Raw genomic sequence first — 18,780 nt, 5'->3', positions numbered from 1 at the left:
AGCTAACTCGTATAATGAGCGTAACAAAAATATGTCACAATATTATTCGTAACAATATTTATCACGAATGGATTTTGGTACAATATTTGATAGAGGAGAGGATGAACATGAAGTTTGGCTATATGCGTGTTTCTACATTTGATCAAAATTTGGATCGCCAAAAGAAACAACTTGAAGAATTTGGGTGTGATCGCATTTTCTTTGAAAAAGTAACTGGTACGAAACGAGGGCGACCGGAGTTGAATCGTATGTTGGAATTTTTGCGAATGAACGATACGGTTGTTGTGACGGATCTGACTCGTCTATCCCGTTCTACGAAAGACCTTATTGAAATTACAGAACTCATCTCACAAAAGGGAGCGCATTTAAAAAGTTTAAAGGAATCCTGGCTTGATACAACAACAGCACATGGGAAAATGTTGTTTACTATCTTTGCGGGTATTGCTCAATTTGAGAGAGATTTAACTTCTGAACGGACAAAAGAAGGGATTCTGGCTGCAAGGAAACGAGGAAAATATCCTGGAAGACCGAAAACCGATGAGGAAAAGGTTAAGTATGCCTTGTATCTTATGGACCAAGGGTTGAGTCGTACTGATGCTGCCGAGAAGGCTGGTATTTCTCGCATGACTTTGTATCGTAAGATGCAAAATAACAATAAAATCGAGTAGCAACCATCGGACAAAGGAATTCTGTCGATCATTTCTCAGATTTACTTTGCCCCTGGTTGCACGAACGCTGGTACTGCCCCTAGAAGGTGAATTGGATTATCAAAACTTATTATTGATTTGCCTTTTTGAATTATATGATATTACCGTTAAATATGCAGGGGATAGTGGTAAAAATCTATATCTAGTTTTTGATAAAATGACGATTACAGAAAATGAATTAATAAAGTATTGTAATGAATGGATAAGGGGGATAATTGGTATTGTATTTGAAAATTAACGACTTTATTATTCTTTCAAACAATTATTTGATTTTTTAATCATCTTTATTATTCCTATTACTAAAAAATTTAGAAAGAGAAAAAGTTAAATGAAGCTTGCTAGAAAAAAAAGATGTGGAAGTATTTCGCACCTGCCGTTTAGAAGGATTAATGAACATCCACCAAAATGGACATAAAATACGGACTGTTGGTTCGCAAATATAAAAAGGTTGTAGAGGAGTTGCTTCTTTCTCTACAACCTTTTATATTTATTTGTAAAATGATATTTGTAAAATACTATTATCTTTATCATCTATTATAAATACAATTTTTTTATAAATTGATGATAGTAAGTTTATACCCAAATTATTATTAATATCGCTATTTAACGAAATATTATCCGGTGAAGGAATAGCAAAGCTAATTGGATAATGACTTTGTAAAAAATTCAGTAAGTGTTTATGTTCTGAATCTATTGATGAAGAATTAGTAGATAGTGTGTCAAGTAAATAGTAACTTAATATTCTTTTCTCTGGTACAATAGGATCGGTTTCAGTCATCTCTAATGACACCATTTCTTCAGGGTCACTAACCAATGTATTTATCGTTTTTTTCTTATAAAAACAATTTAAAAAAGGGCTTAGAGTATTCTTTTTCACCGAGTCTCTAAAATTATCAATAGCTTGCTGTTTGGGGTGTGATAATAGAATAGCAATTTTATTATTGTCCTTATAACAATAATATCCTTTATTAAATAAGCATATAATATTATCATATTCGTATTTATTATTTTTATTTATATATATTAACTCTTGGAAATCATCAGAAATATAGTAGTATTTTGAAATTATCATTTGTTGCACAATCGATAAATTATTAGGTACTTCAATATTTCTTATGTTTGTTATTTTTTCTTTATGGTCGAAGTTAACAATTACATTATTTTCTGTATCTAAAATAACTAATTCTTCTCTAGAAATTTTTTTGAAATTTTTCATTTTATTTTACTGTCACTTTATTGGAGAAAATTTGTTGAACTATTAAAGTACTGTCTGGAGCTGTAAGTGCCGTTAAAGTACCTCCTACTTTTATTCTATAAGTTCCTGGCTTAAGGACCCAATTTATTCCCTGTGAAAATATTCGAGAATTAGAACCTGAGGAAGACCTTGTTGCTCTACCATAAAATAGCCATGTACCCTTTTCATTTTGTTTTTCAAAAGTATAGGTTAGACTTCCTCTTTGAATACTATGCACAGGGGAAATTAATTCTACAGTTGTTTCTGCTCCACCTTTTATTGGCCATGCTTTTGCTACTCCACCACCAACAATAGAGCTAAACAGCTGAATTTCTTTTTCTGGATTTTTTTCATCTACAGGTATTTCTTCATTTGCTACTTCATCTAAATATTGGAGAACTTGACCATCCTCATTTACATAAACTGATTCATTTGCAGATATATTTGGTACCAATGCAAATGATAGAACAAAAACTACTAATAATGCTAGAAAACTTTTAAATTTCAAAGAAAACAACCTCCTATTATATTAGTTTCAATTTCATTATATATCATAAAAGGATAATAATGGAAGTGTTTTCAGAAAATTTATTTGTTGTTCCATAGGAGCTATATAGATTGTTGAATGAGGGGGGAAAACTGAATAGAGGTGAAGTAAAAAAAGTTAATCATACATAGATTATTAAGTAGCACAAACAAGTTCTTAGTCTGTGCTACTTTTTTATTACCCTAAAATTGGTTCACTCTTCATATAACCTCTTTTTGCATGATATAGAATCCTGTGAGTTGATAGACTTTTAGTTTCAAATATTTCATTCAGTACAGTAATTACAGATATAGCACTATAACGATTAGTTATTAATCTCTGAGGATTGGATGCAGCTAGTTCCTGACAACTTAATTGAGAAGGAGCTATTTCATCATTGTCCTCTAAAATATCTGGATATAACGTACCTATTGGTTCTGAGAGTATTTTCCAATCAGACTTAAAACCACAAACCATTTGTCCAGTGAAACCTGAATCTTTATATTCTTCCAATTCCTCTTTCGTCCAGGACTCAATTGGTCTATTTCTGTGATCCTTTGGTAAGATAACATTTTCATTGCCCACATCAAAATATAGTAGGGTCTGAGCGGTGTTAAAATACTCATGGAATATCTTTCTTGAATAGTTATTATCAACACAAGAAATAAGAATAGGGACTATTCTATAGTTATATGGAATTCTTTCATAATTGAGTTGGAACAATGTGTCTATTGTTTTAGTGTCTTCTACATAACCTCCAGTGTAAGTGGCTATGTCTAGTTGATAAGCAGCACGATACCTTTTAGCTAAGACATCTGCTTTATTTTTACCTACATCTTTTGCTAAGCATAGTTGGTTATTTCTATTTTTTTCTTCATAAATATCTGGTTCAGCAATTATTAACTTTGCCGATATCTCAAACATACTTAACATTTGGCACAATTGCTGAATAACAATTCCTCCAGTACCTCCTGCGCCTATAACTAGAATCTGATAATATACTTCCCTTTGATAAGAGCGGCTTAAATCTATAGAAATAGGTTGCATCTATTCAACCTCCACTACAGTTAGATCATAGCCATTTACCTTTTGTTTAGTTGTCAATGTAAATTCAAATACTTTGCTACTATCTATAATAATATGTTCATTTAATTCTTTATTGAATGTACGAACTAGCACATCAGGGAATAATCCATTAATATTACCAATAATGGCATATAAAATAGGAGCACGCTGGTTGTCATCGTCTATTTTGGACGGAGTAGGACTTAAAATATGATGTGAATGTATTTCCATTACCTTTGAATACCTTCTCTCTATGAGTTTAAGAGCGGTCTCTTGTGCCTCTTCTGTAATAGTGACTAAATATCTGCTAACTCTTTGGGAAGGAATATCCATAAAAAATTCCTCAGTGTCATGATCAAAGTAAATATTAGCAAATACTTCAGTACCGTGATTATCTGAAAAGTACTTTGCAATATGGATAAAATCTAATAAGATTTGAAATGGAATCTTCTTTTTTTGATGTTTTAAAGAAGAGTCCTCGAAAGAGAACTCTTTATTATCCATGCTGCCATTTTTCTTTGCTTGCATAATAGGAATAACCACATCTTGTTTTTCTACATATACCAAGGTGGTATATTTAGGTACTAAGATTGGAAAGTCTTTTTCTAATTTCTTTCTAAGTTGTTCCTCACTAATAGGTTTATATTCAATTTCTCCATCCTCAGACGTTTTTTTAGATGGAAGTCCTCTTTCAATTTCGTCCTTGGAGAAATAATTAGTAACTGGATATTCATTCATCCCAAACCGAATAATGGTTTTACTTGTTAATTTAAAGTTATCTTTCTTATTTGTTGAACTCTTTGTAGAACTAGAATTAGTATCAGTCTTTAGCTTTGGTTTATTTTCCTTTATATCATTCATTTTATTAAGGTCAACTTTTTTAGTCTCCACTTCAATATCAAATAGTGAAAAGATATCATCCTGTTTTATTGTCATTTTCAATTCCTCCATATTGTATTTTTATTATAGATTCTCTAAAATTTGAATTTTCGAATGTGGTAATAAGATTTCATCATCAAATTGTTTATTTTCATATTTTTTAAATAATGCTGCCACACTTAAATTAGTAGTTGTTTTTGCTCCATAATCTTCTCCAAAAGGTGCCTGCAAAAACAATAAATGCAAACTGTTTAATTGATAGATGTCATCTATTTCAGGAAAAGTATTTCCTCCCATGCAAACATGACCATCTAAAGATACATGTGAAAAGGGGAAAAGAAATACTTCCTTATCTTTTGTCAAAAATTTGGAGCCTTTAACAGCAACAATGTTTTTCAATTTTACTTTTTTCTCCATTACTTCATATAAGAAGATTAGTCTTGGTAGTCCAACCTGTTTAAATAGTGTTTTTCCATACCGCATATCAAGTTGTTGTTTTGGTACCTCTATATATACTAGTTGATGCTTTACTAATTCATTAATCCAAACATGTTTCACGCAATTTTTTGGAAGAATTGGAGTTTGAGAATCAATTATGTAATCCTCTATACTTTCTTGAAGAATACTAAAAAGATTAGGGAGGGTAATGTTATATAATCCCTCTACCATTCTTCCATTTAACTTAATCATTTGATCCAATGACTCTAAAGTATTATTGAAATCAGAAGTGATTTGTAACACTTCGACTTGTGCATTTAAGTGCTGTGGTTCATCACTAAGCCGAAAGATAATGTCCATTTTGCTGTTCCTCCAGTTTTTCGTAAATATTATTAGTCTCATCAGCCACCTCTATTAAAGCTGATAATAATTCATGATAAAATCCATCAAAAATGAATCCAATAATAATACCCAAAGACTCCTCTACAAATGCTTCACATTCTAAATCAATGTGATTCAAAGTTGACTTAATAAAGGCTATATACTCATCTTTTTGACTAGAAAGTAGTATTTTTTCCACTTTAAAGCTATTCAACACTATATACCATTCTGCATTTGGGTTGAATACACTCTCGATTTGTTTAGCAAGTGAGATTTCTTCTGGATCATCCGTATAAACTGTTGCGTGTTTTGTATCAAAACCTAAATCATTCATACCTCGCATTAAAAAATCGTATCCAGGATTAGACATAAAACCTACTTCTACTCGATAGTTACCGTATCCACTTACATCCACTTTAGCGTCATGGAGAATCTTTAACATTAATAAGTTAGAAATTGAATAGTCATAACTTGCTTTAGACTCTGCATCCATCAAAATTGATGTCATTTTCTTCACCTCTCCTAAATAAAATCATCCTCATAACAATATATTTTTTTGGTTTCTTGACTCCAACGGACAAAAAATTCTTGGGTTTGCATATAAGAGGACCACATATTATTTTTTATATTGTCATAGTCTTCTTCAGAAAAATCATCCGTATATTCATCCGATGGTAAATAATAGAATTCATTGAAGGCAAGAATTGCTTCATCATAGGTAAATGAATTGAAATTAATACTTTCTGTTGCAGAATGGTTAATAACTATATCCATAAAGTAGGCCATTCCTGCTTCCGATGAATTTGGTTTAACAATAATATTTTTATTTTTAATTTCCTGTGAGAGTTTCCTCATATTTATTTTCATAAATCCTCCAATAGAAAAAGAAGAAAGGAGAGCCTTTCTTCTTACATTTTGTTATTTATTTCTCACCGGAAGAATCAATTGTATTTCCTCATGAGAAGAATCACATGGTGTTAATAAAAATGGACGCATAGAACCTTGGTATTTAAAGGACACATACTCTGATTCCATTGCTTTTAATGTATCGATCATATAATTATTATTAAAGGCAATATCAAAATTATCTTCACCTTCTAAACTTTCATAATCGATTTCAATTTTTCCGCTTCCAGTTTGCGCTTGATATGTTGATAAAGTCGCAACTCCATTTACATGGAGTTTAACGATTCCTTTAGTCTCATTATCTGCTGCATTAGTCAAACCATTAATCATTTCAAAGCCTTCCAAAAATTCTTTTCTGCTTATTTTCATTTCAGCAAGATGCTCTTTTGGAATTAAGCGGCTTACATCTGGATAAGTTCCTTCTAATAGACGGCAATAAAAAGTGAGATTATTATTTTGTAAAATAAGCATTCGATCATTTTCACAAAACACAGTAACTTTCTCACTTAAATCAAAGGATTTCAAACTTTCCAATATTGATTTTGCTGGGATAATAATCTTCCTGGACTCCTTATGAGATTCTGTGACGTCAATAACGCCTAAACGGTGAGAATCCGTACAGACAAGTCGTAGCTTATCTTCTGTAATTTCAAAACAAATTCCTTGTAGAACTGGTCTAGCATCAGAACTTGAAGCTGCATACCCTGTTTTTTTGATAAATGAATTAAATTCGGTTCCTTTAATAGACAGAGTTGGCTCTATACCATCAAATCTAGGTAATTTAGGATACTCTTCTGCCTTAAAAACTGATAGTTTAAATTCACTCTTTTTTTTCTTCCCATGTTTTATTACTAATTGCGTATCATCTAACGAAATGCTTAATTCGGTTTTAACTTTCTTAGCAATTTCATATAACTGATAGGGAACAACTACCTTACCTTCTTTATTAATAAGTATTGACTCATCTTCGAATAAAACTGGTAATTCATAACGGATAGTAGTGTTTAAATCAGATCCAATAACGATTATCTTATCTGACTTAACTTCTAAATAAAAACCTTGTAGTATTGGATTTGATGTTTTAGTTTTTACTAATTTCTCTACTTTTGAAAGGACCTCTAATAAACTCTCTTTATTAATAATAAATTCCATGTAATTTCCTCCTAAAAAAGGTTAAAAAAATAACACAAAAGTATTTTTGTGTTTGTTTACGCTGTTTGATGTTCAAACATATTATTTTTTATATCACCTTCAATAAATCCATTGATTTCTTTAATATCTTCTCTGTTCAAACGTATTAAACAAGAATGAAGGCTATCGATTTTCTCTTGTGGTTTTAAAATTCTCACATAATTTAATACATTTTCAACAGGTATTTTATAATGAATACTCATTTTAACTAAGTCACTTACGGGTTTTAAAGTATCATAGTATTTAATTAACTCTTTGTCAGTAGCCTTTTCCTTAATATCTTTTATTTCAACACAATCAGATTTAGTATCAGAATTTATATGATGAAATAACTCCATTGCTGCTCTTGGTTTAAGATTGATTTTATTTATAAATTCTGTGATGGAAATAAAATAAGAATTCCTATTGAAATTGTTATTTCCAGTCTTCTTATCAATTTCTCTTTTTTTATTGTTATTATCGGTAGTACTAGTTGTTTCTTTGTTTTTTCCTTGTTTTTGCTCATTAGGTGGTAAAGCCCAATCAGGTAAACGCGGTGGATCATAATATCCCACTACTTTATTTTTTTTATCATTCAAGTAGATAGAATTATTACTTTTAGTTTCAGAGATTTTAACATATATAGGCTCTAATTTGTATAAATAACGCCCAATACCAAACTGTACAGCAGCTCGCTTCATCGCATTCGATAAACCACCCTTAAAGGCTTCAAAATTAGAAGGTTCAGAACCATCCGATTTGGTAATCCATTGGCCATTAATATAACAACTAAGTTCACAAATTATACCACCGGAGAATTCTACGTATGAGTTTTTCCAGCCGCCAATACCAAATACTTCATCTAGTCTATTTTGAATAGCTCTGTTATTCACGTAAGCTACTACAAAAGCATAAGCTCCGTTGTTACCTTTGTTACTTGTTTGAACTTTCCATTCTATATCATTTTGTGAGAATGGTTGTCTTAATTTGTTAAGAATTTCTTCTGTAGATTGCGTCGTCATTTTTTTCTCTCCCTTTCTTAGAATAATTTATAACTCTTTTACATCGATAAACATAAAAAAGCCTTTGGAGAGATAGGGAAAGAATAGCAAAATGCTATTCTTAAAATCTATCAACCCAAAGGCTGTATGTTTATTTTAGAAACCGCAAATCCAAAAGGATCGCCAAAAAATTAAAAAATATAAAAAAGTTATAATTAAATTATACATTTTGTCTCCAACTGTAACAACTATTAAATAATTCATTCTATATATTTTTTAAAGTCTATGATATACTCTATTTAGATTAATAGTAAACATGAAAGCGATAACCGCTAGTATCCTCTTATCTAAGGGGGTATTAGCGGTTTTTTTTATTTTTTTGGAAAGAAGGGGAAAAATGATGAGAAATTTAAACCAAATTTGTATTGAAGATGATGTTGAAAGACTTATTATTTTGAGGAAACGATTGAAGTTAAATCAATTTCAATTCGCGAAAGAGATAGGCATCAGTAGCAGCTATTTAAGAAAAGTGGAAAGTAGAACAATTCCTTTTCCATTTAAATTCCGAAAAAAAATTGATGAATACTTAAAACAGGAGCATTTAATCTATGAAAAAGGTTCTAACCTCTATAAGTGATGAACAGATCATCGGGGCAATACAATCAAATGATGTAGAAATTGTATTCTATGATTCTAACTTCATTAACCATGAAGAAGAAAATTACATCTTTAATTTGTTAATTATTACTTCAGATGAAATAAACAATCAGTTCCTTACGTCTCTTAAAGTCCATGATATTTACATTTTGGGTAATTCAAATGACAATAAAGCAAATAGGAGAAACATGTATTTCTTTGAGAATGAGGATTCGCTCAGAAAGGCTCTATTCATCTGGCCAAAGAAAGTAAAAAATAATCAAGATAAAGATATTAGTACTTCTGAGAATACACTCAATATGGAGATTCAAGTTGACCAGGGACCTTTACATACTTCAATTACAGGTGAGGCACAAGAAAATAAAATAACTGACTCCATTGAAACTTTTGATTGTAATAATGCACCACCGGTGAATATTAAAGATGATTTCCCATCGACGGAATATCCTATTAGTATTAGTCATTTCAGTACAAATAAAATTGAAGCTATGAGAAAGCAATATGTATACAAAGGGAAACAATACCCACAAAACAAAACGATTGCTGTATGGTCTCCACTTCATCGTATAGGAGTATCGAGTTTTATTCTAAACTTTGCAATATACCTTCAAGAACAAAAAATACAAACAGCTGTTATAGAGGCAATGCAACCTCCAAAATTATCTAGTGTTTTGTCTAGATATGAACCAATGCCGGTTAATTTTCGTTCTTTTATAGAAGTGTTTCATTTAGAAGAATATGAACTTATGGAATTAGATTATCACAAAACGAATTGGCAATATATGGGAGTTCTGTGGCTGCCTATTGGAGAAAAAGATTATGTTTATAACTGGACTGAGGACTTTTTAGAGGTGTATTTTCAATTTTTTCGATATCATGATGTAATTTTAACAGATTTGCCAAGTGGAAAGATGACCGAAGAAACAGAAAAAGTACTTCAAAATATAGATGAACTTTGGGTAATGGTAGACAATTCAATTGTAGATATTTTAATGTGGAAAAAATATATTCACCAATTAAGAGAAAGACATGGAATATCAATGAAATTAATCTATAATCGTAGTTTTCCATTTAGTAAGATTAACTCTTTAGTGAATGGCCTTGAACTCCCGATAATAGGCACCCTTCCGGATCTAACAGAAGAATATATTCGATTACAATATAAAAAGAAGCCTCTTATCTCATTTGATGAAGTAAGGGAAAAAGTAAAAGAGAATTATGAACATCTTATTAAGGCGGGATTTCAATTGGATTCCATATCAAATCCAAAAAAATTGCCTCTCAAAACAATTATCAAAAAACTTTTCCAATGAAGAGGTTGAATAGAACTTAAATAAAGTGCTATGATAAATACATAAATTGTATATATTTTAGTATTTTGTTGCTTTCTTTTTGATAAGCGGTTTAATAATTAATAATAGCGGACTTTGGTTCGTAGTTTTGAGGAGTATTTCTGTCCTTTAACTACATACCAAAGTCTTTTTTTTTGGAGGTGAAGGAGATGAAATTACAAGAAGTAAAAAAAGTACTATTTAGTGGAAAAGGCAAAATCATAATCAGCATTCATACTATGCAGCGATTAGAGCAAAGAGGTTATACCAAAGCAGATATAGTTACTGCCATATTAAATGGAGAAATAGTGGAAAGGCAATCCATTTCAAAAGTTGCAGTACTTGGAAGAGATACTGACGATAATCCAGTGGTTGTAGTAATTGCAAAAGTATCAAATCATCAATTTAAGATTGTTACAACTATGCCACCAATTGATCGTAGTAGATTTAAATATTGTATTTAACAAGACGAAAGAGGAGGATAAGTATGAATTCCTTATATAGAAAAACAAAAGTAAAAGGGTTTTATGAATATTATCGTACTCCTTGTCCTATTTGTGGCAAAACAGGAGCATGCATGACCAATGAAGATAATAGCAAAGTAGTATGCATTCGAGTAGAAAGTGACATTCATTTTTCAAAAAACTCCGCGTTAATTAGTTACTTGCATGTATTAAAAAAAGATAATAGAAATAAAGTGAATGTAAAGGAAATGGCTGAAGAAGTAAATGGATTTCCCAAAAAGGACAGTATCACATTAGATACAATCTATCATGCGCTTTTAGATAATCTAATTTTAGATGATTTTCATTATAATCATTTAACTTCAAATGAACGCAAATTGAGTGATGAACAAATAACTATCAGAAATTATAAATCATTCCCTGATAAGCCGTGGACTATTGTTAAAGCCATTAGCAATGATTTAGGGATAAATGATTTTCAAGGGATACCAGGGTTCTATTTTCAAAATGGTTATTGGAGTATAGCAGGAATGAAAGGAATTCTCATTCCTTACAGAAACCAATATAACCAAATCGAAGGCTTTCAATATAGAATTGATAACCCACCGAATATAGTGGAAGTTAAACTTAATGGGAAAGAATTTCAGGCTAAAGTAATCAAACAGCCAAATGTTGTAGAAGTAAAATATAAAGGAAATATCATATTTCAAGGCGAGGTTCCTCTACAAAAGGAATGGACTACTATTACAGATAATAATGAGTTATTGGGATGGATTAGAGTTAAAAAAGCGAATAGATATTACTGGTTAAGTTCTGCCAATAAACCTAATGGGACAGGTTCTGGTAATCCAGCACCTATTCATGTATCAATTCCTAGTACAAAGTTAAAAAAATGGGTTCCTGGTACTCTTTATAAAGCTAAAACCGTGTGGCTTGGTGAAGGAGCTTTAAAAGGAGATATAGCAGTTGACTTAATGGCTAATCTATATGATCCATTAGAGATAGATCAAATTGGAGATACTTTCATTAGTCTTCCTGGTGTAGGAGCATGGAGGTTAGCAATCCCAGTATTGAAAGAGATGGGGGTTCAAACTATTAATATTTGTTTCGATGCAGATGCTATTGAGAATGTTTATGTAAAAAAACATCTATTGGAGTGTGCAAAGGAATTAAAAAAACAAAAATTTCATGCTAATTTAATTGTTTGGAAAGAATCGGATGGAAAAGGGATTGATGATTTATTATTAAAAAATAAAATCCCTAACATTAAAAGGATTTATTTGTGATTTTTCATAATTCTCCGGAATAATTTCATAATTGACCGGAATAGTTTTTCATAATTATTCGGAATGAAAAATTGAGTAATCTTAAATTGATTTAAGATTACTCAATTATATATTATTATATCTTTTAAACTTATAAGTAAAATAACTTTTTTGGGGGTGATTATTTATTGAACAAAAAATTACTTTGTGTAGTTAAACCTAGAAAAGATGAAAATATCTTTAGTTATATTAATAGATTATCAATTGAAAATATGTATGAAACAAATACATGGATATTAAACGATTCTGATTTTAATCACTATATTGGTCCTCGCAATCTGCTACCATGGAAATTTGATTTTTCATCTTTAATGAATTTAACTGGCTTGTCACTTAATGAATTATTAATAACTACATTTTATAACGAGTTTGATTATGAAAAAGGAAAATTTAAGCATTTTAATTTTACTTTGTATCAAGACAGTTTGATGAATGCTCATGCTAAGGTATGTCCTAGATGCCTTGAAACTGTTGGTATTCATCATAAATTATGGGATATAAGAATTTTTTTAGTATGTCCAATACATAATTGTTTCCTTGTTTCTTCATGTAGTAGCTGTGGAAAACCAATTAAACAATATAGAAAGAAGTTTTATTATTGTAAATGTAATAAGGACTTAAGGACCTTAAAAGTTAAAAATGCTGACGAAAGCAATTCCTTCGTGTCAAGAATCATCTATTATAAATTTAACTCTGATACCAGAAATTTTAAAGAAAGTAATCTAAATTTGTTAACTAAACTTGATCTAAAATATATCTTATTGATTTATCACTTTTTTATAAGATTGTACTATAGAGATAAGAGTAGAGTAGGGAGTATTTCAATTCCATTTGAATATGAAGATAGGGAATTTACTACCTTAATTATGAACATTACAAAAAGATTCGAAAATTGGCCTGTTAATTATTCTGATTTTTTGGAATTGTACAGAAATTTTAAGAAGTGTAAGCCTAAATATGATAGAGGCAGTTATATTAATAACTTTGGCTACTTTTTTATTGATTTATATAATAAGTATAATCATCCTCAAATGGACTTCTTAAGAAATGAATTTGAAAATTATATATTTAAAAACTGGGATAGTTCATTAATTTCAAATAGTAGGAGTTTTAACAAGGATATTTATAGTGCTTATTATCTTTCATTATCACAAGTCGCTAACATGTTAAAATGCAAACATGTTACTGTAAAAAAACTTATAGCTAATGGATTTCTTAAAGCGAGTATTACCAAGGAGAGAGAAGAATTTTTATTAATATCAAGAGAAAGTGTTAATAGATATCTTTCAAATAAAAGATTCTTGGTTAATAGAAAAGTAACAAGTAGTATTTTAAACATATCACTTAACGGTGTGATTTCTTTAGAAAAGACTCTTTTGGAAGTAAAAAGTTCTCCAATCATTAATGGTACTAATGAAGTATTATATGACCGGCGGAAGATTGACCAAATCTTCCGAATTATAGAGAAAAGGTATGAAAGATATTGTTTACAAAGTAATCAAATTTCTTGTAATGAAGAAGAGCTAACAGATATTACAAAGAGTATTAAATATTCAGTAGGCACTAATTTATCCGATATGATTACACTTATAGTCAAGGGGAAAATACGTGTGGTTGATAAAAGAGTGAAAGATACAGGCTTAAAACGATATCTTATTAGAAAAAATGAAGTATGGGAAGAGTCATTAAAAAATAAGTTAGAAACAGGAAAAGGGGTATTATCTCGACTGGAACTAGTTAAATACCTAGGGATAAAAAATAGTCAAATTAGTTTGTTAATCAAATATGGGCTATTAAAACCAACCGAACTAATGGAAAAGCCATATTTTTCAGTAAATGAAGCAAAAAAATACAAAAATAATTATATTAATTTATCTCAGCTTAGTGATCTTGTTTCCCAAGACATTGACTTACTGTTAAACACATTAACTAGTAAAGACATTAGCCCTGTATTAAATCATTTCCAGAATAAATTTAAAATATATAGTAAAAGTGATGTAAAGCTAATTATAGAAGAATAAATATAAAATCTCAGCTTTTTTGAATAATTAATAAAATTCAGTAGATTCAGTCATTAGAAAGCTATTTTAATCTTTATTAGATTATGTTAATTACGCTTTTTAAGAATAATAAGCGTTTACCATCGTTTAATTCAGGTCCTGAAACAGCAATCAATTTCCCCTTATTATATTTTTTTAATATTCTTTTTGTACTAATAGATTTAATCATAGAAATTTGAAAGGTTGTAAAGTACTTGGATTCAAATTTAGTAAAGGAATCGTTTGTAATAGCCCCTGAGCTATTAGTTTTAAGTCTATTTGTACAAATCCAATATTCAATATCCTTTTTCTTAACACCAAACAAGAAGGCAACATCTTTTTGCGATAAAACTCCACTTTGTTTAGCCAGTTTAACAACAATATTTCGAACTATTTTAAAAAGTACTCTTTTTGAAACCAAAGAATTACCCAAAACTTTTTTATCTAATTCGAATGGTAAGCACCCTGCCAACATTGCTTTAATTACAACAAAAGAGTAATGTACACCAACCCACTGAAAGGCTTTATTTAAAATAATTTTTGGTCCAATTATTAGAGTGGTTCTCTGTTGTAACCTTAAAGTGATTTCTTCTAATTTGCCAATAGGGATTTGCCATTGCATTACAGAACCAGTTTGTATGTTAATAGCTGGCCATAATACATTATTGGAAAGTATGTTAAAAGTAACTTTTGGGCTTGTCCGCCAAGTATTCCGTAAGTGTTCTTTTGAAATCGATTCTTTGTAAAGGGACAACCATTTTTCGATTTCAATTTTTTTCACAAAGAAAAATTCCATTTCCTTGAAGTTACACATAAACAGCTGAAAATAATCACTTCTTTTAATTGTATCTTCTTTTAATTTAGTAATTTCACATGCCTTTTTTATACTAATAAATTGATTTGGATAACTATTTGGTAATTGATTCTTAAGTATATAGTTCATAAACTCAGTGTGCAATGGTTCCAAATTAGTGCCAATTAACTTATTAACAGCATTACAAAATAGACGAAAACTATTAAGGTTGTTTTTATTTTTCATCAATCTAATGAATGTATAAAATTGCTTTGGCCAATCCCTCAATAATATGTAAGCGTGTATGTATAAAGGACAAGATTGAATAAGTGTTTTTGATTTTTTTAAACGGCTATTAACAACTGCGTTTCCGCTATATTTAAAACCATCTAATGTTATAATCTCATCAATATTGATTGTTTGTGGTATCCAAGTTGCTAAAAACTCTAATGCATAATAGAATGTCGAAGAATTTGAAATCCAATCATTAATATTAACAGTTTTATCATGGGAGAAAAATTTATCAACCTCTTGTTGATAATTAAATAGAAGAGATAATGTAACATTTTTGGGTTTAGCTGAAGATAAAGGCATCCCACAAACACATTTATCGGAAATAACGGTCTTAATATTTATATCTCTAGAACAATACATACATTTATCAATTAGAAATAATTTGTGCTTTCTACATATAAAACTATATGTAAAACTCCAGTCTAAACGGTGAATCGGTTCCTCTATTAAACATACTGGACAAACCTTTGTTGTTTGGTATGAAAACCAAGGGCACTTAATAGTGTTCTTGGTATAATCTACTCTTAAACCGTGAAATTCTAATAGATAAGTAAAAGTCATACTGTTTGCAAGCTGATATTCGATGCGTAAAAAGTTTGAAGTATCTTTAATATGGTTTTGTTCGCCCCAATTCATTAAATTAACATTAGGCTGATAACCTGTAAATACGGAAAAGTGATCATTAATCCATTTTATGTTATCCATTAAGTTTTCTTTTGCCGTCCTATAAAAGAATCCAGTAAGGCTTTCGTTGTTCTTAGGCTTTAAATAAAAAAGTAACATGATGTTCTTCACCTCAAATATAATAATCTCCAAAAAAATACTCTGGTAAACTAGGTGATAATATGGAACAAGTTAGAAAAATAAAACCATCCAAAAAAGGCAGCTTTAGAGGCTTTATAAATAGCAAAAAGTCTAATGAAATGGTTGCTTGGGAGAGTCTGTTAGAGAAGGACTTCATTAAGGTTTTAGATTTTGATCCTTCAATCATAAAAATTCAATCTCAACCAATAAAAATAGAATACAGATATAAAGGGAAGATATACAAATATTTTCCTGATTTTTTAGTGGAAACTAAGGATAAACAGTATATTATTTTTGAAGTTAAGCCAGAGGATAAGATTAAAGAAGAAGATAATAAAGTTAAATTTGAAGTAGGGAAAATATATTGTGAAAAAAAAGGATGGAAATTCAAAATAGTTACAGAAAAAGATATAAGACAAGGATATCTAATACAAAACCTCGATAAGATTAGAGGAGTCGACGAAAGGTTAACTAAAGAAAGTACAAAAATAAAAATTTATAATTTTATACAAAAAAATGGAAAAAGTAAGATGGAAGATATCATAAAGTTTGATGATAGTATACCTAGTCCAGAAATTTATTCGAATTTATACTATATGATTTATAATCAGCAATTAAATATTGATCTCATAAATGAATTACTCAATGATGAAACTTTTATAGATATTGTGAGGGGATAGTTACTAATGAGTATGTTTGCATTTTTAGCAGGAACAAAGTTAATGATAGATGAAGATAGATATATAGTTAGAAGAGAAATAAATGGAGCAATCGAACTAGAGAATTTAAATTACAATAAAATCGAGATTTGGGATAAAGAACACTTATTAGAAAAGTGGAATAAAGAAGAATTAGTATTCAGAAATAACGATTGGCGCAGCAGTGAATCTGAAATTAGGGACTTTTCATTGCTAGATATAGATTCAGTTAACGAGGCTAAAAGAAGGTATAAAATTATAAAACCAGTGATAGACGGAGAGATACTACCTGCAGAAATTAAGAGTTATTTAGATACGATAGAACCAAAAGTTAGTAAAACAACCTTTTATGAATGGAAGAGTAGATGGGAAAAATATGAAGATATTCGAACTCTTGTAAAAAAGAAGCCTGGTCCCAAAAATCATTATACAAAGGGAGAGATAGTCGAACTAATAGAAGAACTGGTAAATGAATTCCAATATAGTGGTGAAAAGTTTACAGATGAACATCTTTTTTCTGAATTTTCATTAAGAATCGAAGAAATTAACAGATTTAGAGATGATAAAAATAAAATTAAAATAGTATCTCGTTCTACATTTTATAGAAGGAAGAAAACTATAGAAGACAAATTTAGAAAAGAAGAGATTAGGCTTGGTAAAGTTGAAACTGAATTGAGGAAGAAAGGTTCTAGAAAAGAAGTTGTAATTACTAAACCCTTGGAAAGAGTGGAGATTGATTGGACACCTGTCGATGTCTTATTAATTAATCCATCGACACTAAAGCCAGAACGTCCTTGGCTAGTCTATGCAATAGATAAAGCTACCGGTCATCCACTAGGATTTTATGTAACATTTAAGGATGTAAATGCATCTGCGGTGAAACAATGTCTATTACATTCTATTATGCCAAAAACGTACCTGAAAAAATTATATCCCTTAATAGAAAATGATTGGGTAGCATATGGAAAACCCTCTGAGGTAGTATTTGATAATTCAATAATAAATGAATCGTATGATGTTAAGGATACTTGCCAACAGTTAAATATAAATGTTCACTTTTGTAAAGTTGGTGCTGGTTATCAAAAGGGAACTATCGAGAGAGGATTTAGAACACTTAACACTACATGGATTCATACATTAAAAGGAACGACTTTTTCAAATGTTTATGAGAAAGGATTATATGATTCTGTAGGAGAAGCTTGTATAACAATGCAGACGTTTATTTATATGGCTCATCTGGTGATGGTAGATGTAATTGCGAATTCTTATGATAAGAGACGAGGAGGAAAGCCAAAGGATCTATGGCTTAAAGGATTAGTGAATAATCCTTTGCTACAATTACCTATACCACAAAGCAAAAAAGAGCTTAAATTAATTTTTATGAGTGGAATAGATTATAGAAAGATACAAAATAAAGGCGTTGTTATAGAAAACGAATACTATAATAGTAAAGATTTAATGGAACTTAGAGCTAACTTAATTAACGAGGTAAAACACGAAAAGAAAATTGGGTCTGTTAAAGTTCGATATGACTTAGCGGATATGAGATCTGTTTATGTTTATGATAAATTTAAAAAAATATATATTCAAGCAAATAACACATCTCTTGAAAGAAAGGAAATTCCCACGAATTTACCTGTTTATTTGTCTCAGTTAGAACTAGACTCTTCGGTAAGAACACTTGGCGCTAACAAAGATGATGTAACTAATTTAGCAAAAACCATAAGAAAAGTAAAAGAGCTCACAAATTGTGATAAAAAGAAATATAACCAACAAAAACGCAACTTGGAACAGTTGAATAAACGAGATTTGCCTAAGAGTTATAATTATGAAGGTATTTCTTCAATGGGATTAGCGGAACTACAAATAGAAAGTCCTATTGAAGCTGATACAATAGTTGTTCATTTTGATGAACAGAAAGAAAGGGAAAATAAACAGAAAAAATATGCAACTAAAAGTAAAAAAGAGCAATTACAAGATGAAGAAACAATGATTGGGAAAAGTAATAGTGATTATATTGATTTAGACTCATTACCAGATTATGGAGTGAGTTTCAAAAAATGAGGTC

At 30.0% G+C, this 18,780-nt stretch carries 19 protein-coding genes; 9 read left to right on the top strand and 10 right to left on the bottom strand.

The genetic code is table 11. The features are described from left to right. The first annotated feature begins 107 nt into the window (after positions 1-107). The gene (locus NYE52_RS22480; protein WP_047943224.1) at positions 108-668 is read left to right on the top strand and encodes a recombinase family protein; all 561 of its coding nucleotides are present in this window, start codon (positions 108-110) and stop codon (positions 666-668) included. 91 nt (positions 669-759) lie between these two features. Further along, on the top strand, positions 760-945 hold the full coding sequence (locus NYE52_RS22475; protein WP_047943225.1) for a hypothetical protein: 186 nt from the start codon (positions 760-762) through the stop codon (positions 943-945). Between the two features lie 249 nt (positions 946-1,194). On the opposite strand, the gene NYE52_RS22470 is transcribed toward NYE52_RS22475, so the two are convergent. The 9 genes from NYE52_RS22470 to NYE52_RS22430 form a co-directional block, all read right to left on the bottom strand. Further along, positions 1,195-1,923, bottom strand: coding sequence for a hypothetical protein (locus NYE52_RS22470; RefSeq protein ID WP_047943226.1), 729 nt, complete (start codon positions 1,921-1,923; stop codon positions 1,195-1,197). Between the two features lies 1 nt (position 1,924). After that, complete coding sequence (locus NYE52_RS22465; RefSeq protein WP_016204963.1) at positions 1,925-2,449, bottom strand: hypothetical protein; 525 nt, start codon at positions 2,447-2,449, stop codon at positions 1,925-1,927. Positions 2,450-2,665: 216 nt separating this feature from the next. Next, positions 2,666-3,514 (bottom strand): ThiF family adenylyltransferase, encoded by an 849-nt coding sequence (locus NYE52_RS22460; protein ID WP_047943227.1) that lies wholly within the window; start codon positions 3,512-3,514, stop codon positions 2,666-2,668. Then, on the bottom strand, positions 3,515-4,468 hold the full coding sequence (locus NYE52_RS22455) for a hypothetical protein (protein WP_047943228.1): 954 nt from the start codon (positions 4,466-4,468) through the stop codon (positions 3,515-3,517). It abuts the gene before it with no gap. Between the two features lie 27 nt (positions 4,469-4,495). Further along, a complete protein-coding gene (locus NYE52_RS22450; protein ID WP_047943229.1) occupies positions 4,496-5,209 on the bottom strand; it encodes a hypothetical protein in 714 nt (237 codons plus the stop codon). Beyond that, positions 5,187-5,738 (bottom strand): hypothetical protein, encoded by a 552-nt coding sequence (locus tag NYE52_RS22445; RefSeq protein WP_047943230.1) that lies wholly within the window; start codon positions 5,736-5,738, stop codon positions 5,187-5,189. The genes NYE52_RS22450 and NYE52_RS22445 overlap by 23 nt, the downstream gene beginning before the upstream one ends. A 14-nt stretch (positions 5,739-5,752) precedes the next feature. Beyond that, a complete protein-coding gene (locus NYE52_RS22440; RefSeq protein WP_047943231.1) occupies positions 5,753-6,097 on the bottom strand; it encodes a hypothetical protein in 345 nt (114 codons plus the stop codon). A 51-nt stretch (positions 6,098-6,148) separates the two neighbouring features. Then, positions 6,149-7,288, bottom strand: a complete 1,140-nt coding sequence (gene dnaN / locus NYE52_RS22435; protein WP_016204957.1) for a DNA polymerase III subunit beta — start codon at positions 7,286-7,288, stop codon at positions 6,149-6,151. A 56-nt stretch (positions 7,289-7,344) separates the two neighbouring features. Beyond that, positions 7,345-8,328 carry a Rad52/Rad22 family DNA repair protein gene (locus tag NYE52_RS22430; protein WP_053215732.1) on the bottom strand — a complete coding sequence of 328 codons (984 nt, stop codon included), beginning with the start codon at positions 8,326-8,328 and terminating at the stop codon, positions 7,345-7,347. Between the two features lie 376 nt (positions 8,329-8,704). Between NYE52_RS22430 and NYE52_RS22425 the strand changes: the two genes are divergently transcribed. The 5 genes from NYE52_RS22425 (at position 8,705) to NYE52_RS22405 (ending at position 14,105) form a co-directional block, all read left to right on the top strand. Next, on the top strand, positions 8,705-8,944 hold the full coding sequence (locus tag NYE52_RS22425) for a helix-turn-helix domain-containing protein (protein WP_040344260.1): 240 nt from the start codon (positions 8,705-8,707) through the stop codon (positions 8,942-8,944). After that, positions 8,916-10,277 carry a hypothetical protein gene (locus NYE52_RS22420; protein ID WP_047943232.1) on the top strand — a complete coding sequence of 454 codons (1,362 nt, stop codon included), beginning with the start codon at positions 8,916-8,918 and terminating at the stop codon, positions 10,275-10,277. The genes NYE52_RS22425 and NYE52_RS22420 overlap by 29 nt, the downstream gene beginning before the upstream one ends. A gap of 188 nt (positions 10,278-10,465) precedes the next feature. Continuing rightward, the gene (locus NYE52_RS22415) at positions 10,466-10,759 is read left to right on the top strand and encodes a DUF4258 domain-containing protein (RefSeq protein ID WP_016204952.1); all 294 of its coding nucleotides are present in this window, start codon (positions 10,466-10,468) and stop codon (positions 10,757-10,759) included. A 23-nt stretch (positions 10,760-10,782) separates the two neighbouring features. Continuing rightward, positions 10,783-12,045: a DUF3854 domain-containing protein gene (locus NYE52_RS22410; protein WP_016204951.1), complete on the top strand. Its 1,263-nt coding sequence runs from the start codon at positions 10,783-10,785 to the stop codon at positions 12,043-12,045. Positions 12,046-12,212: 167 nt separating this feature from the next. Further along, the gene (locus NYE52_RS22405; RefSeq protein ID WP_016204950.1) at positions 12,213-14,105 is read left to right on the top strand and encodes a TniQ family protein; all 1,893 of its coding nucleotides are present in this window, start codon (positions 12,213-12,215) and stop codon (positions 14,103-14,105) included. 76 nt (positions 14,106-14,181) lie between these two features. On the opposite strand, the gene NYE52_RS22400 is transcribed toward NYE52_RS22405, so the two are convergent. Next, complete coding sequence (locus NYE52_RS22400; RefSeq protein ID WP_016204949.1) at positions 14,182-15,993, bottom strand: TniQ family protein; 1,812 nt, start codon at positions 15,991-15,993, stop codon at positions 14,182-14,184. A gap of 62 nt (positions 15,994-16,055) precedes the next feature. On the opposite strand from NYE52_RS22400, the gene NYE52_RS22395 reads away from it, so the two are divergent. Together NYE52_RS22395 and NYE52_RS22390 are read left to right on the top strand one after the other, a co-directional pair. Further along, positions 16,056-16,694 carry a TnsA endonuclease N-terminal domain-containing protein gene (locus NYE52_RS22395; RefSeq protein ID WP_053215733.1) on the top strand — a complete coding sequence of 213 codons (639 nt, stop codon included), beginning with the start codon at positions 16,056-16,058 and terminating at the stop codon, positions 16,692-16,694. A 6-nt stretch (positions 16,695-16,700) separates the two neighbouring features. Further along, positions 16,701-18,776 (top strand): Mu transposase C-terminal domain-containing protein, encoded by a 2,076-nt coding sequence (locus tag NYE52_RS22390; RefSeq protein ID WP_016204946.1) that lies wholly within the window; start codon positions 16,701-16,703, stop codon positions 18,774-18,776. Positions 18,777-18,780 lie beyond the last annotated feature (4 nt).

Origin of the sequence: Niallia sp. FSL W8-0635, assembly GCF_038007965.1 — a bacterium.
Lineage (GTDB): Bacteria > Bacillota > Bacilli > Bacillales > Cytobacillaceae > Niallia.
Note: the sequence above shows the minus strand (reverse complement) of the source record. Positions and strands in the feature narration are given on the sequence as shown.

Coding starts and splice junctions, on each gene's coding strand:
- NYE52_RS22390 (WP_016204946.1), top strand. CDS start 16,701: ATGAGTATGTTTGCATTTTTAGCAGGAACAAAGTTAATGATAGATGAA.
- NYE52_RS22460 (WP_047943227.1), bottom strand. CDS start 3,514: ATGCAACCTATTTCTATAGATTTAAGCCGCTCTTATCAAAGGGAAGTA.
- NYE52_RS22445 (WP_047943230.1), bottom strand. CDS start 5,738: ATGACATCAATTTTGATGGATGCAGAGTCTAAAGCAAGTTATGACTAT.
- NYE52_RS22450 (WP_047943229.1), bottom strand. CDS start 5,209: ATGGACATTATCTTTCGGCTTAGTGATGAACCACAGCACTTAAATGCA.
- NYE52_RS22425 (WP_040344260.1), top strand. CDS start 8,705: ATGATGAGAAATTTAAACCAAATTTGTATTGAAGATGATGTTGAAAGA.
- NYE52_RS22400 (WP_016204949.1), bottom strand. CDS start 15,993: ATGTTACTTTTTTATTTAAAGCCTAAGAACAACGAAAGCCTTACTGGA.
- NYE52_RS22415 (WP_016204952.1), top strand. CDS start 10,466: ATGAAATTACAAGAAGTAAAAAAAGTACTATTTAGTGGAAAAGGCAAA.
- NYE52_RS22395 (WP_053215733.1), top strand. CDS start 16,056: ATGGAACAAGTTAGAAAAATAAAACCATCCAAAAAAGGCAGCTTTAGA.
- NYE52_RS22455 (WP_047943228.1), bottom strand. CDS start 4,468: ATGACAATAAAACAGGATGATATCTTTTCACTATTTGATATTGAAGTG.
- NYE52_RS22420 (WP_047943232.1), top strand. CDS start 8,916: ATGAAAAAGGTTCTAACCTCTATAAGTGATGAACAGATCATCGGGGCA.
- NYE52_RS22410 (WP_016204951.1), top strand. CDS start 10,783: ATGAATTCCTTATATAGAAAAACAAAAGTAAAAGGGTTTTATGAATAT.
- NYE52_RS22430 (WP_053215732.1), bottom strand. CDS start 8,328: ATGACGACGCAATCTACAGAAGAAATTCTTAACAAATTAAGACAACCA.
- NYE52_RS22480 (WP_047943224.1), top strand. CDS start 108: ATGAAGTTTGGCTATATGCGTGTTTCTACATTTGATCAAAATTTGGAT.
- NYE52_RS22440 (WP_047943231.1), bottom strand. CDS start 6,097: ATGAAAATAAATATGAGGAAACTCTCACAGGAAATTAAAAATAAAAAT.
- NYE52_RS22470 (WP_047943226.1), bottom strand. CDS start 1,923: ATGAAAAATTTCAAAAAAATTTCTAGAGAAGAATTAGTTATTTTAGAT.
- dnaN (WP_016204957.1), bottom strand. CDS start 7,288: ATGGAATTTATTATTAATAAAGAGAGTTTATTAGAGGTCCTTTCAAAA.